This window comes from Azospirillum brasilense, from assembly GCF_008365405.1.
Classification (GTDB): Bacteria; Pseudomonadota; Alphaproteobacteria; order Azospirillales; family Azospirillaceae; genus Azospirillum; species Azospirillum brasilense_D.
Genome location: NZ_QOKV01000016.1, coordinates 20,193 through 34,394, shown reverse-complemented (window position 1 = coordinate 34,394; position 14,202 = coordinate 20,193). Strand labels below are relative to the sequence as shown.

The window sequence follows — 14,202 nt, the reverse complement described above, 5'->3', positions numbered from 1 at the left end:
CCGCCTCTGGTGAGCGCGCAACGCCACCGCCATGGGCACAATGCCCTCTTGACCTGGGCCGCGCGCCGCCCCATTCCAGTCGGTCATGAAAGCCCGACTCATCCGCATCGCCGCCGCCTCCGCCGTGGGGCTCGTGATCGCCGCCGGCATCGCCTGGTGGCAGGTCGACAACGCCTCCAGCACGGTGCAGAGCAGCGTGCCCATCGGCGGACCCTTCACCCTGACCGACCAGGACGGGAAGACGGTCACCGACGCCGACTATCGCGGCAAGTACCTGCTGATCTATTTCGGCTACACCTATTGCCCCGACGTCTGCCCGACGGAGCTGGGGACGATGGCCCGCGCCATGGATCTGCTGGGCGTGCAGGCGGACAAGGTGCAGCCGATGTTCATCTCGGTCGATCCCGAGCGCGACACGGTGGCGCATCTGAAGGACTATGTCGGGCTGTTCCACCCCAATCTGGTCGGGCTGACCGGCACGCCGGAGCAGGTCAAGGCGGCGGCCAAGGCCTACCGGGTCTATTACGCCAAGGCGCCGCAGGAAGGCGGAAAACCGGAGGATTACTTGATGGATCACTCCAGTTTTCTTTACCTGATGGGACCCGACGGGCGCTTTCTCGGAGTGTATCCGGCGGGCACCACCGCTGACCGCGTGGCCCAGGATCTGGGCAGCCGCATTGCCGGCTGACGGAAAACACGAGCGGAGCCGCGCCCTTTGACCCGGTAATACCAAGGTTTCAGCGCGGTTTCGTTGGGTTTTCAAGCACTTGTATTAAGGGTTTTGCGACTTGACAGGGTTGTGCCCTGTCCGTATGGTCTCGCCGCTTTCGCGTGGCTGCGAGACAACGGGGACAACGAAGCGACATGAGCGACGAAAAGCCCCCGCCGTCTCTGGCAGAGCTTGACGCCCGACTGAAGAAGGCGCGTGAAGGGAAGGAATCGCAGAGCGGTCCGGGGAAATATCACCGGCTGCCGCAGAGTCCTCTCGGCATCGCCTTTCGAATCGGAACCGAGCTGGTCGCTGCCATGATCGTTGGCGTCGGTGGCGGGCTTCTGCTCGACCGCTGGCTCGGAACGGCGCCCTGGGGATTGATCGTCATGTTCTTCCTCGGCGCGGCGGCCGGAATTCTGAATGTCTACCGGGCCATCACCGGGCTCGGATTAGCCCCCGGCTACCGCCGGGCCCGTGAGGATGACAACGAGCGCCCCAACGGCGACGCACACTGAGCGAGGACGACCTTGGATCCGCTGCACCAGTTCCAGATCAACCCGATCCTCCAGATCGTGATCGCCGGGTATGACGTGTCCTTCACGAACTCGGCCTTCTTCATGGTCGTGGCGGTCGCGCTGATCTACGCGCTGCTCGTCTTCGGCATGTCTGGCCGCGCCCTGGTTCCGGGCCGCCTGCAGTCCCTGGCCGAGATCTTCTACGAATTCGTCGCGAACATGGTTCGGGACAACGCCGGGCACGACGCCCGCCCGTATTTCCCGTTCGTCTTCGCGATCTTCATGTTCGTGCTGTTCGGCAACCTCGTCGGCATGATCCCGTTCACCTTCACCTTCACCAGCCACATCATCGTGACCTTCACGCTGGCGGCGACGGTGTTCGTGTTCGTGACCGTCCTGGCCCTGATGAAGCACGGCCTGCATTTCTTCAGCTTCTTCATGCCGCACGGCGCGCCGCTGGCGCTCGCCCCGATCCTCATCCCGATCGAGGTGATCTCCTACCTGATGCGCCCCGTCAGCCTGTCGATCCGACTGTTCGCCAACATGATGGCCGGTCACACCATGCTGAAGGTGTTCGCGGGCTTCACGGTTATGATGATCAGCGGCCTGGGCGCCGTCGGCTTCCTCGCCGGCCTCGTTCCGCTGGCCATCAACATCGCGCTGACCGGCTTCGAGTTCCTGGTCGCGTTCCTGCAAGCCTACGTCTTCTCGATCCTGACCTGCCTCTACATCCGCGACGCGCTGGAACTGCACTGAGCCCCAGCGCCGACCCGGATCATCTCTTTACCTTCTCCACCACAGTTCACCCTTACCTAGAGGAATGAGTACCATGGAAGCTGAAGCCGCCAAGTACGTCGGTGCCGGTCTGGCCGTTATCGCCCTCGCCGGCGTCGGCCTGGGTATCGGCAACATCTTCTCGACCCTGATCGGTTCGATCGCCCGCAACCCGGCCGTCCAGCCGAAGGTCTTCCCGATCGGCATTCTGGGCTTCGCGCTGACGGAAGCCGTCGCGCTGTTCGCCCTGCTGATCGCCTTCCTGATCCTGTTCGCCTAAGGCCAGAGCGAACTTCCAATTTCGCTCTGACGCGGCGCCGGGCTCTCGAAGTTTCGGCGCCGCATTCTTGCCTAGGGGGACCGATCCATGCCGAACCTGTTGGCCAAGCGACGGCTGGTCCGCTGGTCGGGTGCTGCGGGCGCCTCGCTCGCCACTCTGACCGTGCTTGCCGGTAACGTCCTGGCGGCGACGGCGGAGCACGCGCCGGAAGCCGCCCATGGCGGCGAGCACGCCGCCGGCGGCCTGCCGCAGCTCAATCCCGCCACCTTCCCCACCCAGATCTTCTGGCTGGCGCTGACCTTCATCACCCTCTACTACCTCCTGTCCAAGAAAGCGCTGCCGCGCGTGGCCGAGGTTCTGGAGGAGCGCCAGGAGCGCATTTCGCGCGACCTGAGCAAGGCCGCTTCGCTCAAGGAAGAGGCCGAGGCCTCCATGGCCCAGGTCGATCAGTCCCTCGCCGGGGCCCGTTCCGAAGCCCAGGCCCTGATCGCCCAGGTGGCCGCCGAGATCGACGCGAACAACCACGCCCGTCAGGCCCAGTTGAGCGCCGAGAACGCCGAGCGTCTGCGCAGCGCCGAGGCGAACATCGCCGCGGCCAAGGAGCAGGCGATCGCCAACGTCCGCTCCATCTCCGCCGACATCGCCCGCGACGTCGCCGGCCGTCTGGCCGGGCTGAACGTCGACGCGGCCCAGGCCGATGCGGCGGTCGCCGCCGTGATCGAGGAGCGCCGGTCATGAACACGCCTGAAATGTGGGTCGCCATCGCCTTCATCATCTTCGCCGCTCTGGTGTGGAAGAAGGCGTCCGGCGCGATCACCGGCCTTCTCGACGCCCGCGCCGAGAAGATCCGGGCGGAGCTGGACGAGGCCCAGCGCCTGCGTGAAGACGCCCAGGCGCTGCTCGCCAACTACCAGCGCCGTCAGCGCGACGCGCTGAAGGAGGCCGAGGCCATCATCGCCCACGCCCGCGAAGAGGCCGACCGCCTCCGCTCGCAGGCCGGCGCCGATCTCGAAGCGTCGCTGAAGCGCCGCGAGGCCCAGGCCATGGACCGCATCGCCCAGGCGGAAGCCGGGGCGCTGGCCGAGGTCCGCAACCTGACCGTCGACATCGCCATGGACGCCAGCCGCCGCATCCTGGAAACCAGCATCCAGCCGGCCCAGGCGGACAAGCTGATCGACCAGTCGATCGCCGAGCTGCCGAAGCACTTGCACTGATCGCCGGTCCCGGCGCATCGTTGCAGCACCGGCAACGGTCTTTCGAAAAACCCCGGCCTATGCGCCGGGGTTTTTCTTTGGTGGAATGGTTCGGCAACCCGGAGCCCATTCCATGACCACGACCCAGCCGGCCGCCGCCCCGCCCTCCCCCTTCCCCAGCGTCCCCTTCCCCAGCGTCTTCGTCTCCCACGGCGCCCCCACGCTGATCATCGAGGATTCGCCGGGCCGCCATTTCCTGGAGGGTCTGGGCACGCGGCTGGGCCGCCCGAGCGCGGTGATCGCGGTGTCGGCCCACTGGACGACCCAGGCCCCGGCGATCAGCGGAGCCGCCCAGCCGGACACCATCCACGACTTCTACGGCTTCCCCCGCGCCCTCTACGCGATGCGCTACGCGGCACCCGGCGCTCCGGCGCTGGCCGATCGCGTGCGGGCGCTGACCGGCGCCGCGGTGGATCCCGGTCAGGGACTCGACCATGGCGCCTGGGTCCCGCTGATGCTGATGTATCCGGAGGCCGACATCCCGGTCGCCCAGCTGTCCGTCCAGCCCGGCGCCACCGCCTCCGACCACATCGCGTTGGGCCGCGCCCTGGCGCCCCTGCGGAACGAGGGCGTGCTGGTCCTCGGCAGCGGCGGCGCCGTCCACAATCTCGGCGATTTCCGCTTCGGCGAACACGACGTGGCCGGCTGGGCGGAAGACTTCGCCGGCTGGCTCGACGGGGTGCTGACGGCGGGCGACGAGGCGTCGCTGGCCGGCTGGAAGACGCTCTGCCCGCAGGCCAAGGCGGCGCACCCCACCGACGAACATTTTCTGCCCCTGCCCGTGGCCTTCGGCGCCGCCGGAAGCGCGGTGCGGACGGAGCGGCTTCACAGCGGATTCGAGCATGGCAGCATCGGCATGCAAGCCTATGCCTTCCACGGCGCGGCCTGACACGGTGCCGGAGATGTTTAAAGGGGGCTGAACCGACGCACTTGTCTGTTTGCGCCGTTGTCTCGCCAAGCTACAATCCGCGCCACCCGTCCGTGCACACGGAAGGGTTTCTGACAACGTCGGGCTTTTCCCGCCCGCAACCTTCGGCCGGATCTCGTGGCTTACCAACGACAGCGCGTACGGGACGTGGCGTGAAGCGGAACGGAACCCTGCCCCGGTCCGGCGACGCCCCCTCCCCCCTCGGTGCCCCGGCCCGCCTCGCGCGCTCCTTTCCGGGGCTCGGTCTCCTGCGCCGCCTGGACGAGTTGACGCTCGCCGCGCGCGTTGGGCTGGGCTTCGGCGTGATTCTGGCTCTGGTCCTTCTGCTGGCGCTGATCGGCGTGGCCTCGCTCTACGGGGTCAGCCGCGAGGTCGGCACCTTCTCCGGTTACGCCGACGCTTCCCAGACCGCCGCCGACCTGGACATCGGGCTGCGCGACCTGGAGGTCTCGGTCCGCGACCATCTGGCCGAGGGCGACCAGCAGAGCCTGCTCGACGCCGGGCTGCGCCGCGACGGCTTGGTGGAGCGGCTGACCGCCCTGGCCGGAATGGTGCAGGACGATGCCGACCGCCGCTCGGTGGACGGCGCGCGTAGGGCGCTGGACGCCTATTGGAGCGGCTTCGAGGCGCTGGTCGCCCTGCGCGGCGAGCGCGCCCGACTGACCGAGTCGGTGCTGGAGCCGCAGATTTCCCAGATCCGCGCCGGTTTGGGCCGGCTGAAGGACGCGGGCGGCGTCGATTCGGCGGCGCTGGCCGGCGACGCGACCGTCGCCATCCTGATGATGCAGGACCATCTCGGCCGTTATGTGGCGCGGCGCGACGACCGCGACTCGCTGCGCATGCGCGCCGAGCTGGGCAACGCCCGCGCCAAGCTGGCGGAGATGAACCGCTATCTCTGGGTCCCCGGCACCCGCCAGACCATCGACGAGGTGGAGGCGGCGCTGGCCGGCATCGACGGGGTGCTGGACGGCATCGAGGCCTCCCTCGCCGACGAGGACGGGCTGCGCGCCGAGCGGCTGACGCCCAACGCCGCCGCCGTCGCCACCCAGGCGGCGGAGATCCGCCAGCGCAACGACGCCGTCGCGGCGGCTCTGCGCGGCGGTCTGGCCGACCAGTCCTGGCGCACGGTGCGCATCGCCTTGTGGGCGGCGCTGGGAGTGACGCTGGCGGGGCTGGCGATGGTCTGGTTCGTCAACCGCCGGGTCGCCCGCCCGGTCGCCGGCATGGCCGCCGCCGTGACCTCGCTCGCCGCCGGGCGGACCGACATCGCCCTGCCGCCGGACGAGGGGGCGGACGAGGTGGCCGCCATGGCCCGCGCCGTCCGCATCCTGCGCGACAACAGCGCGGAGATGGAGCGCCAGCGCCAGGAGGCCGCCGACCGGCACGGCCAGCTTTTGCGCGACAAGGAACGCGTCGACGCCGCCAACGAGGCCAAGACCCATTTCCTGGTCAACATCGGGCAGGAGCTTCACGCCCCGCTCAACGAGATCGTCGCCTCCAGCCAGTCGCTGATGGGCGAGTTGCACCGGCTGGGCGCCGGCGAGCTGGCGACCGACATCGAGCAGATCCAGTGGACCGGCGAGCAGATGCTGACCCTGGTCGATGCGATTCTCGACTATGCCCGGATCGAGGCCGGCAACATGGACGTCGTGCTTCAGGATTTCGACGTGCACCGGCTGCTGATCGAGACGCGGGAGCGCACCCTGCCCGCCGCCGACCTCAACGGCAACGAGGTGACGCTCCAGGCCGAGACCGCGTCGCTCGGCCAGATGTATTCGGATTTCGGCAAGGTCCGGCAGACGCTTCTCAACCTGCTGGACAACGCCTGCAAGTTCACCCAGGGCGGCGCCGTCCTGCTGGCTGCCGAGCGGGCCGAGCGCGACGGCGAGCCCTGGCTGCGCTTCACCGTGACCGACAGCGGCAGCGGCTTCGCCACCAGCCAGACCGCCCGGCTGTTCCAGCCCTTCGTCCAGGGTGGCAGCGGCACCAGGCGGCGCGGTGCCGGGCTCGGCCTGACCCTGGTCGGCCATTACGCCGCCATGCTCGGCGGCGATATCGAGGTGGCCAGCGAGCCCGGCCAGGGCACGCGTGTCACGGTGGCCCTGCCCGCCTACTACCAGCCCCCGGCGGAAGAGCGCCCGCTCCAGGTCGGCACCGCCGGCGCGACAAAGCGTCCGCTGGTCACCGTCGGCCCCCTGCGCCCGGTCGCCCAACTGGCCTCCTGACGCCCGAAGTCGTTGACCGTCAGGCCTCGCGCAGGCGGGCGGTGTCCTCCGGGGCTGCGCCCTCGTCGGGCGGCAGGCCGTACGTCATGCGGCGCATCTTCTCGGCGACGCGCGCGATCTCCTCCGGCGGCAGGATGACCGGCTCGCCCAGCAGGTGGGCGTGGAGATACTGGCGGGCCAGCGTTTCCACCTCGACCGCCAGGGCGAGGGCACCCTTCAGCGTCTTGCCGAGCACGATCATGCCGTGGTTGGCCAGCAGGCAGGCCAGCCGCCCCTCCAGCGCCGCGACGGCGTGGTCGGACAGTTCCTGCGTGCCGAAAGTGGCGTAGGGCGCGCAGCGGATCGAATCGCCGCCGGCCAGAGCCACCATGTAATGGAAGCTGGGGATGCCCCGGCCATGGACGGCCAGCGCCGTCGCGAAGGTCGAATGGGCGTGCAGCACCACGTCCACGTCGGGCCGCGCCTTCAGGATATCGCGGTGGAAGCGCCATTCCGACGAGGGCCGCCGCCGACCCACATAGGTCCCGTCGAAGCCCATCTCCACGATGTCCTCGGGCGCCGTCTCGTCATAGGGCAGGCTGCTGGGCGTGATGAGGAAACCGCCCTCCACCCGCACCGACAGGTTGCCCGACGAGCCCTGGTTGATGCCCGACCCGTTCATGGCGAGGCAGGTGTCGATGATGGCGCGGCGCGGCACCGGGTGGGACAGGCTGGTCATGGGGTGCGGTCTCGCTTGTGGAACAGTGCGCGCCTCCCGTGCCCCTCTCCCGTCCCGGGAGAGGGAGGGACCCGCCGCAGCGCGGCGGGAGGGTGAGGGTGTCGGCAAGGATCAGCGCCTGGAACTTTGTTTTACCCTCACCCGGCCCTTCGGGCCACCCTCTCCCGGGGCGGGAGAGGGGTTTAGGGACGCTCGGCGTCGGCTTTGCTTGTCAGGTCCCAGTGGCGGACCACAGCGTCGTAGCCGGCGGAGAGGGCACTCTGCCCGTCCGGGGTGAAGGCGACCGCCAGGACCGGCTTCTCATGGCCGCGGAAGGAGGCGAGTTGCCGCCCGGTGGCGGCGTCCCACAGCCGGACGCGGCGGTCGCCTCCCCCACCGGACAGCAACGTCCGGCCATCAGGCGAGACGGCGACGGAGGTGACGAAGCCGGTGTGCCCGTAGAGCGTGCGCAGAAGCGTGCCGGCCTCTAGGTCCCACAGCCGCACCGTCTCGTCGCTGGACGCCGTGGCGGCCAGCCGCCCGTCGGGGGACAGGGCCAGACCGTTCACACTGCCCTCATGCCCTTCCAGGATGGCCTTCTCCTGACCGGTCGCGGCGTCCCAGACGCGGATCTGGAAATCGTAACCGGCGGACACCAGCCGCCCGCCGTCCAGGGTGTAAGCCACGGCGTTCACGTTGGCGCCATGCCCCTCCAGCACCCGCAGCGCGGCGCCGCTTTCCAGATCCCAGACACGGATGGCGAAGTCCCAGCCCGCGGAGGCGAAGCTCCGGCCGTCCGGCGCCACCGCCAGACCGGCCACGGTGGCGCTGTGGCCTTCGAAACGGCGCAGCGAGCGGCCGCTCCCCAGATCCCAAAGGATGATGGCGGCGTCGCGGCTACCGGTCAGGGCGCGCGTGCCGTCCGGCAGGAAGGCCACGGCGGTCACCCCGGCGGCGTGCTCGTGAAAGGAGGCGCGTTGCGAGCCGGACGCGAGGTCCCAGAGGATGGCCGAATAGTCCCAGCTCCCGGTCAGGACGCGGGCGCCGTCGGGCGACACGGCGACAGCGTTGACCATGGCGCCATGGCCGATCAGGTCGGCGGCGCGGGACAGCCGGGGAACGGTCAGGACGGGCGCCGCGGCGGCCAGCGCGAGCAGCCGGCGGCGGGCGTGGCACGGAGGGTTCCCCGGAAGATGCCCAAACCCCATGCCCGAACCACCTCCCGGAAAAGAAAAGACCGGCCGCCTTACAGCCGCCGGTCAGGGGGTAACAGGTGTCGGCGCCGATTTGTCCTCAGCGCCGGATGTCCTCAGCGCCAGGTGTGTCCGCGGGCGACCGCGGGGTTGTTGGAGGTCCGGTTCGGCTCGTAGCTGCCGCCCTGGGGGAGGCTGTAGCCCGCCGCGTGGTGGCGGAAGGGCGGCAAAGCGAGGCCGGTCGCCGCATCGACGGTCAGGGTGTTGACCATGAACGCGGCGTTGCCGGCGGTCCCCGGCATCATGGCGGCGACCTTGTAGACGGCGGTGCCGTCCTCCAGCGCCGCCTCGGTCACGCGCAGGACCTGCACGTTGTAAGTCTGCTCGACGATCCGCTTCACCTCGTCCGCCGGCTTGGCCGCCGGAGACGTCTGGGCGGAGGTCTGGGCGGCGGCCGGGGCGGCGACCGCCCCGGCCAGCAGCAGGCCGATCAGGAAAGAGCGCATGGCTGGTGTCCTCACTCGGCGGGCGCGCGGTGGCGGCTGTGGTGCGAACGCGGAGTCTCGCCCGTCACCTCCTGAACCCACAGCGAATGGTGCTCGCGCGCCCACTGGAGTTCGACGTCGCCGGAGCCCATCGCGTCGAAGGCCCCTTCCATGCCGACCGAGCCGATGTAGATGTGCGCGATGATGACCGCGGTCAGCACCACCGCCACCGCGGCGTGGATCAGCTGGTAAAGTTGCAGGTCGGCCAGCGAGGCGAAGGAGAAGGGCCACAGGAGTTGCACGCCCGTGAAGCCCAGCGCCGCGCCGCCCAGCACCGTCGCCCAGAAGATCACCTTCTGACCGGCGTTGAACTTCTTCGCCGCCGGATGCACGCCCTTGCTGAACAGCCCGCCGGCCTTCAGCGCCCAAGTGATGTCGTTGCGCTCCGGGATGTTGTGCTTCACCCACATCACGAAGATGAGAAGGATGCCCAGGATGAAGGCGAAGCCCAGATAATTGTGGGCGAACTTGCCGTACTGGGTGATGCCGGCGAACGTCTCCGGCCCCAGCAGCGGCAAGATGGTGTAGCGCCCGTACATCAGGTTCAGCCCGGTGAAGGCCAGGATGACGAAGCTGCCGGCGGTCAGCCAGTGCACGCCCCGCTCGAAGGCGTTGAAGCGCTGAATGGTGCGCCCGGTCTTCTGGCCGTCGATCCGGATGCGCCCGCGCACCAGGAAGAACAGGACGAGCAGACCGAGCATGCCGCCCAGCACCCAGCCGCCGTAGGTGGACAGCGGACCGTTGCGGACCGAGCGCCACGCCTCCCCTTCCGATTGCACCAGCACGCCGGCGCTCTTGTTGGGGATGGAGACGGTGCCCTGCTCGCCGGAGCGGATGCCGCGCCACATATCGGTCTTGGAGGTGCCGTCGGCCGGCTGGCTGGCGACCGGCGGAAACGCCTCCGCCGCCGACGCGGCCGAGACGTTGGCCATGACCAGGGTCAGCGCGAGCATGGCGACGCCCAGCAGCACGATCTGGAACGGCGACCGGAGCCAGCCTTTGGCCGATCCGCCCTTGGAATGATTCGACGTCATTGCGTCAGCCCTTCCCTTGAGAACCGCGCCCATCAGAAACGCTGGCCGGCCGAGCGCTGCTGGAGCGCCTGGACCTGATCCGCGGACAGCTGGCTGTCCGCGGCGCCGCGATAGACGCCCTTCTCCAGATGGATCGGGCGCGCCTGCTCCTCCTCGTTGCACCCCGCCAGAAGCGGGGTGACGAGGAGAAGCGCCATCGCACAGACGGTGCGGCGGATCACGGTCACGACCCCGCCTTCATCTGATAGGCGGTGCCCCAGCCCCAGGCGCCGGACCCGAAGCCGCGGGCGACCACGCGCTCGCGGTAGATGTCCGACACCTTGTCGCCGTCGCCGGCCAGCAGGGCCTTGGTCGAGCACATCTCGGCACAGAGCGGCAGCTTGCCTTCGGCCAGACGGTTGCGGCCGTACTTCCTGTACTCCGCGTCCGTGTTGTCGGCCTCCGGGCCGCCGGCGCAGAAGGTGCACTTGTCCATCTTGCCGCGGGTGCCGAAGTTGCCGGCCTGCGGGTACTGCGGAGCGCCGAACGGGCAGGCGTAGAAGCAGTAGCCGCAGCCGATGCACAGGTCCTTGTTGTGCAGAACCACGCCCTGCTCGGTCTGGTAGAAGCAGTCGACCGGGCAGACGGCCTTGCAGGGCGCGTCGGAGCAATGCATGCAGGCGACCGAGATCGACCGCTCACCCGGCTTGCCGTCGTTGATGGTGACGACGCGGCGGCGGTTGATGCCCCAGGGCACCTCGTGCTCGTTCTTGCAGGCGGTGACGCAGGCGTTGCATTCGATGCAGCGGTCCGCGTCGCAGAGGAATTTCATGCGGGCCATGGTGATGAACTCCTAGCGTCTCAGGCCGCCGAGATCCGGCAGAGGGTGGTCTTGGTTTCCTGCATCTGCGTGACCGAGTCGTAGCCGTAGGTCGTGGCGGTGTTCGCCGCCTCGCCCAGCACGATCGGGTCGGCGCCCTGCGGGTACTTGGCGCGCAGATCCTGGCCCTGGAAGTGGCCCCCGAAGTGGAAGGGCATGAAGGCGACGCCGCGGCCGACACGCTCCGTCAGCATGGCCTTGACCTTCACCTTGCCCTGCTCCGCACCCTCGACCCAGACCATCTGGCCGTCCTTGATGCCGGCGTTGTTGGCATCGAACGGGTTGATCTCGACGAACATGTCCTGCTGCAACTCGGCCAGCCACGGGTTCGACCGGGTTTCGTCGCCGCCGCCCTCATACTCGACCAGACGGCCGGAGGTGAGGATGATCGGGTACTCCTTCGACACGTCGCGGTCCTGGATGGACTTGTAGAGCGTCGGTAGGCGCCAGGACTTGGTGTCCTTGTAGGTCGGGTAGCTGGCGACCAGATCGCGGCGCGGCGTGTAGAGCGGCTCGCGGTGCACCGGCACCGGGTCCGGGAAGTTCCAGGCGACGCAGCGGGCCTTGGCGTTGCCCGGCGGGTTCAGGCCATGCTTGATCGCCACGCGCTGGATGCCGCCCGACAGGTCGGTGGTCCAGGACACCGCGCCGATCTTCTCGCCGCCGATCTTCCGGATGACCGCCATCTCGGCCTCGGTCAGGTCCCCGGTCCAGCCCAGCTTGTCCAGCATGGCGTAGGTGACTTCCGGGTAGCCGTCCTTGATCTCCGACCCGACCGGGTAGGAGCCCTCGGCGAGCAGCGTCACGCCGTTGCGCTCGACGCCGAAGCGCGCGCGGAAGGCGCCGCCGCCCTCGGCGACCGGCAGGGAGGTGTCGTAGAGGTTGGCGGTGCCCGGATGCTTCATCTCCGGCGTGCCCCAGCAGGGCCACGGCAGGCCGTAATAGTCGCCGTCGCACGGGCCGCCGTTGGCGCGCAGCGTGGTCTTGTCGAAGGTCGCCTGATGCTGCATGTGCAGCTTCAGCCGCTCCGGCGACTGGCCGGTGTAGCCGACCGACCACATGCCGCGGTTCCACTCCCGCGTCGTGTCCTCGATGTCCGGCTCGTTGCCGTGGAGCTTGATGTTCTTGAACATCGGCTCGGCGAAACCGAACTTCTTGGCGAACAGGTACATGATCTCATGGTCCGTCTTCGCCTCGAAGAGCGGCTCCATGATCTTGTCGCACCACTGGACCGAACGGTTGGACGCGGTGCGCGACCCGACGGTCTCGAACTGGGTGGCGGCGGGCAGCAGGTAGAAGTTGTCCTTGCGGTCGGACAGGACGGCGGTCATCGTCGGGAACGGATCGACGACGACCAGCAGCTCCAGCTTCTCCATCGCCTTCTTCATGTCCGGAAGACGGACCTGGCTGTTCGGCGCGTGACCCCAGAAGACCATGCCCTTGATGCTCTCGGGCTGATCCATGTTCTCCTTGGCTTCCAGGACGCCGTCGAACCAGCGGGACACCGGGATGCCGGTGGCCTCCATCAGCTTCTTGTCCTTGAAGCGGGCCAGGACCTCGTCATAGGGGACGTCCCAGACGCGCGCCCAGTGGCGCCACGCGCCCTCCGCCAAGCCGTAGTAGCCGGGCAGCGAGTCCGAGGTGACGCCGAAGTCGGTGGCGCCCTGCACGTTGTCGTGGCCGCGGAAGATGTTGGTGCCGCCGCCCGTCACGCCGACGTTGCCCAGCGCCAGCTGGAGCACGCAATAGGCGCGGGTGTTGTTGTTGCCGATGTGGTGCTGCGTGCCGCCCATGCACCAGACGAGCGTGCCCGGACGGTTGGAAGCCAGCGTGCGGGCGACGCGCTTGAGCTGCGAGCCCGGAACGCCGGTGACCTTCTCGACCTCTTCCGGAGTCCACTTGGCGACCTCGGCGCGGATCTCGTCCATGCCGTAGACGCGCTTGGCGATGTACTCCTTGTCCTCCCAGCCATTCTCGAAGATGTGCCAGAGGATGCCCCAGATCAGACCGACGTCGGTGCCGGGGCGGAAGCGGATGTACTCGTCGGCCTTGGCCGCGGTGCGGGTGAAGCGCGGATCGGCGACGATCAGCGGGGCGTTGTTCTGCTCCTTGCCCTTCAGGATGTGGAGCATGGAGACCGGGTGGGCCTCCGCGGCGTTGGAGCCGATGAAGAACATCGCGCGCGACTTCTGGATGTCGTTGTACGAGTTCGTCATGGCGCCATAGCCCCACACGTTCGCCACGCCGGCGACGGTGGTGGAATGGCAGATGCGGGCCTGATGGTCGACGTTGTTCGTGCCCCAGAAGGCGGCGAACTTGCGGATCAGGTAGGCCTGCTCGTTGCTGTGCTTGGCCGAGCCGAGCCAGAAGACCGAATCCGGGCCGGACTTCTCGCGGATCGCCAGCAGCTTGTCGCCGACCTCCTGGATGGCCTGGTCCCAGGAAATCCTGGTCCACTTGCCGTCCACCATCTTCATCGGGTAGCGCAGGCGGCGGTCGCCGTGGGCGTGCTCGCGCACCGCGGCACCCTTCGCGCAATGGGCGCCCAGGTTGATCGGGCTGTCGAAGCTCGGCTCCTGGCCGATCCACACGCCGTTCTGCACCTCGGCGGTGACCGTGCAGCCGACCGAGCAGTGGGTGCAGACGTTCTTGACCAGCTTGACCGGCGCGCCCGCGGCGGGGGTGGCGGTCACCGCCTCGGCCTTCTTCACCATGCCGAAGGGCATGGTGGCGGCGATGGCGGCGCCACCGGCGGCGATGCCCGAGGTGCGGAGGAACGAACGACGGTCGACGGTGTTACCGGTCAGGCCGGAAACCATCTTCGCCAGTGAACGGCCGCCGGAAGCAGCCGCCTTCTTCTTTGTCAGCATGTGCGGCGGTCCTTCTTAGAAGCGGCTCAGTTCGTAGACCGTCCGGACATGGTCGGTCTCGCGGTAGCCCTGGGCGGGAGCAGGCTCGGCGGCCTGCACCGGCTCCGCGCCCGCCACGGCGCCCACGGCGGCGGCGCCCAGCGCGCCGACGCCCAATCCAGCCGCGCGGAACAGGTCGCGCCGCGCCAGCGTGGTCTTTTCCTTCTTGTCCGTCATAGCTTCACCCTATTCTTCGCGGCTTCCCCGAGACTGAAGGCCGATGTGCCGCCCGGTTTCCGGGCCTTGTTTTCAGCGTTTCCGGACCGGCCTTGTCGTGG

General features: G+C 68.7%; 16 protein-coding genes. 8 read left to right on the top strand and 8 right to left on the bottom strand.

Annotated elements, in window-relative coordinates; translation table 11 throughout:
* Nucleotides 1-85: 85 nt before the first annotated feature.
* The 8 genes from DS837_RS21775 (at nucleotide 86) to DS837_RS21740 (ending at nucleotide 6,687) form a co-directional block, all read left to right on the top strand.
* Nucleotides 86-688 carry an SCO family protein gene (locus DS837_RS21775; protein ID WP_149166670.1) on the top strand — a complete coding sequence of 201 codons (603 nt, stop codon included), beginning with the start codon at nucleotides 86-88 and terminating at the stop codon, nucleotides 686-688.
* Between the two features lie 176 nt (nucleotides 689-864).
* The gene (locus DS837_RS21770) at nucleotides 865-1,227 is read left to right on the top strand and encodes an AtpZ/AtpI family protein (protein ID WP_014239729.1); all 363 of its coding nucleotides are present in this window, start codon (nucleotides 865-867) and stop codon (nucleotides 1,225-1,227) included.
* A 12-nt stretch (nucleotides 1,228-1,239) separates the two neighbouring features.
* A complete protein-coding gene (locus DS837_RS21765; RefSeq protein ID WP_035672105.1) occupies nucleotides 1,240-1,983 on the top strand; it encodes a F0F1 ATP synthase subunit A in 744 nt (247 codons plus the stop codon).
* Between the two features lie 73 nt (nucleotides 1,984-2,056).
* Complete coding sequence (locus DS837_RS21760; protein WP_014239727.1) at nucleotides 2,057-2,281, top strand: ATP synthase subunit C family protein; 225 nt, start codon at nucleotides 2,057-2,059, stop codon at nucleotides 2,279-2,281.
* 87 nt (nucleotides 2,282-2,368) lie between these two features.
* On the top strand, nucleotides 2,369-3,019 hold the full coding sequence (locus DS837_RS21755) for a F0F1 ATP synthase subunit B family protein (protein WP_149166669.1): 651 nt from the start codon (nucleotides 2,369-2,371) through the stop codon (nucleotides 3,017-3,019).
* The gene (locus tag DS837_RS21750; RefSeq protein ID WP_170295945.1) at nucleotides 3,016-3,495 is read left to right on the top strand and encodes a F0F1 ATP synthase subunit B family protein; all 480 of its coding nucleotides are present in this window, start codon (nucleotides 3,016-3,018) and stop codon (nucleotides 3,493-3,495) included. The genes DS837_RS21755 and DS837_RS21750 overlap by 4 nt, the downstream gene beginning before the upstream one ends.
* 112 nt (nucleotides 3,496-3,607) lie before the next feature.
* Nucleotides 3,608-4,423, top strand: coding sequence for a DODA-type extradiol aromatic ring-opening family dioxygenase (locus DS837_RS21745; RefSeq protein ID WP_149166668.1), 816 nt, complete (start codon nucleotides 3,608-3,610; stop codon nucleotides 4,421-4,423).
* A 191-nt stretch (nucleotides 4,424-4,614) separates the two neighbouring features.
* Nucleotides 4,615-6,687 carry a sensor histidine kinase gene (locus DS837_RS21740; RefSeq protein WP_149166667.1) on the top strand — a complete coding sequence of 691 codons (2,073 nt, stop codon included), beginning with the start codon at nucleotides 4,615-4,617 and terminating at the stop codon, nucleotides 6,685-6,687.
* 19 nt (nucleotides 6,688-6,706) lie between these two features.
* Here the strand turns inward: DS837_RS21740 and DS837_RS21735 are convergent, their stop codons facing one another.
* The 8 genes from DS837_RS21735 to DS837_RS21700 form a co-directional block, all read right to left on the bottom strand.
* On the bottom strand, nucleotides 6,707-7,405 hold the full coding sequence (locus DS837_RS21735) for a class II aldolase/adducin family protein (protein ID WP_149166666.1): 699 nt from the start codon (nucleotides 7,403-7,405) through the stop codon (nucleotides 6,707-6,709).
* Nucleotides 7,406-7,587: 182 nt separating this feature from the next.
* A complete protein-coding gene (locus tag DS837_RS21730; protein WP_149166665.1) occupies nucleotides 7,588-8,592 on the bottom strand; it encodes a WD40 repeat domain-containing protein in 1,005 nt (334 codons plus the stop codon).
* A gap of 101 nt (nucleotides 8,593-8,693) precedes the next feature.
* Nucleotides 8,694-9,083, bottom strand: coding sequence for a hypothetical protein (locus tag DS837_RS21725; protein ID WP_149166664.1), 390 nt, complete (start codon nucleotides 9,081-9,083; stop codon nucleotides 8,694-8,696).
* A gap of 11 nt (nucleotides 9,084-9,094) precedes the next feature.
* The gene (locus tag DS837_RS21720; protein WP_149166663.1) at nucleotides 9,095-10,156 is read right to left on the bottom strand and encodes a formate dehydrogenase subunit gamma; all 1,062 of its coding nucleotides are present in this window, start codon (nucleotides 10,154-10,156) and stop codon (nucleotides 9,095-9,097) included.
* A 32-nt stretch (nucleotides 10,157-10,188) separates the two neighbouring features.
* Nucleotides 10,189-10,383 carry a hypothetical protein gene (locus DS837_RS21715; RefSeq protein ID WP_149166662.1) on the bottom strand — a complete coding sequence of 65 codons (195 nt, stop codon included), beginning with the start codon at nucleotides 10,381-10,383 and terminating at the stop codon, nucleotides 10,189-10,191.
* Nucleotides 10,380-10,976 (bottom strand): formate dehydrogenase FDH3 subunit beta, encoded by a 597-nt coding sequence (gene fdh3B / locus DS837_RS21710; RefSeq protein ID WP_038529096.1) that lies wholly within the window; start codon nucleotides 10,974-10,976, stop codon nucleotides 10,380-10,382. The genes DS837_RS21715 and fdh3B overlap by 4 nt, the downstream gene beginning before the upstream one ends.
* 20 nt (nucleotides 10,977-10,996) lie before the next feature.
* On the bottom strand, nucleotides 10,997-13,885 hold the full coding sequence (locus DS837_RS21705) for a formate dehydrogenase subunit alpha (RefSeq protein ID WP_149166661.1): 2,889 nt from the start codon (nucleotides 13,883-13,885) through the stop codon (nucleotides 10,997-10,999).
* A 15-nt stretch (nucleotides 13,886-13,900) separates the two neighbouring features.
* Complete coding sequence (locus DS837_RS21700) at nucleotides 13,901-14,101, bottom strand: hypothetical protein (protein WP_038529100.1); 201 nt, start codon at nucleotides 14,099-14,101, stop codon at nucleotides 13,901-13,903.
* Between the last annotated feature and the right edge of the window lie 101 nt (nucleotides 14,102-14,202).

Excerpts from the sequence above, each read along its gene's own strand:
- DS837_RS21775 (WP_149166670.1), top strand. The coding sequence starts at position 86 with ATGAAAGCCCGACTCATCCGCATCGCCGCCGCCTCCGCCGTGGGGCTC.
- DS837_RS21770 (WP_014239729.1), top strand. The coding sequence starts at position 865 with ATGAGCGACGAAAAGCCCCCGCCGTCTCTGGCAGAGCTTGACGCCCGA.
- DS837_RS21760 (WP_014239727.1), top strand. The coding sequence starts at position 2,057 with ATGGAAGCTGAAGCCGCCAAGTACGTCGGTGCCGGTCTGGCCGTTATC.
- DS837_RS21755 (WP_149166669.1), top strand. The coding sequence starts at position 2,369 with ATGCCGAACCTGTTGGCCAAGCGACGGCTGGTCCGCTGGTCGGGTGCT.
- DS837_RS21750 (WP_170295945.1), top strand. The coding sequence starts at position 3,016 with ATGAACACGCCTGAAATGTGGGTCGCCATCGCCTTCATCATCTTCGCC.
- DS837_RS21745 (WP_149166668.1), top strand. The coding sequence starts at position 3,608 with ATGACCACGACCCAGCCGGCCGCCGCCCCGCCCTCCCCCTTCCCCAGC.
- DS837_RS21735 (WP_149166666.1), bottom strand. The coding sequence starts at position 7,405 with ATGACCAGCCTGTCCCACCCGGTGCCGCGCCGCGCCATCATCGACACC.
- DS837_RS21730 (WP_149166665.1), bottom strand. The coding sequence starts at position 8,592 with ATGGGGTTTGGGCATCTTCCGGGGAACCCTCCGTGCCACGCCCGCCGC.
- DS837_RS21725 (WP_149166664.1), bottom strand. The coding sequence starts at position 9,083 with ATGCGCTCTTTCCTGATCGGCCTGCTGCTGGCCGGGGCGGTCGCCGCC.
- DS837_RS21720 (WP_149166663.1), bottom strand. The coding sequence starts at position 10,156 with ATGACGTCGAATCATTCCAAGGGCGGATCGGCCAAAGGCTGGCTCCGG.
- fdh3B (WP_038529096.1), bottom strand. The coding sequence starts at position 10,976 with ATGGCCCGCATGAAATTCCTCTGCGACGCGGACCGCTGCATCGAATGC.
- DS837_RS21705 (WP_149166661.1), bottom strand. The coding sequence starts at position 13,885 with ATGCTGACAAAGAAGAAGGCGGCTGCTTCCGGCGGCCGTTCACTGGCG.
- DS837_RS21700 (WP_038529100.1), bottom strand. The coding sequence starts at position 14,101 with ATGACGGACAAGAAGGAAAAGACCACGCTGGCGCGGCGCGACCTGTTC.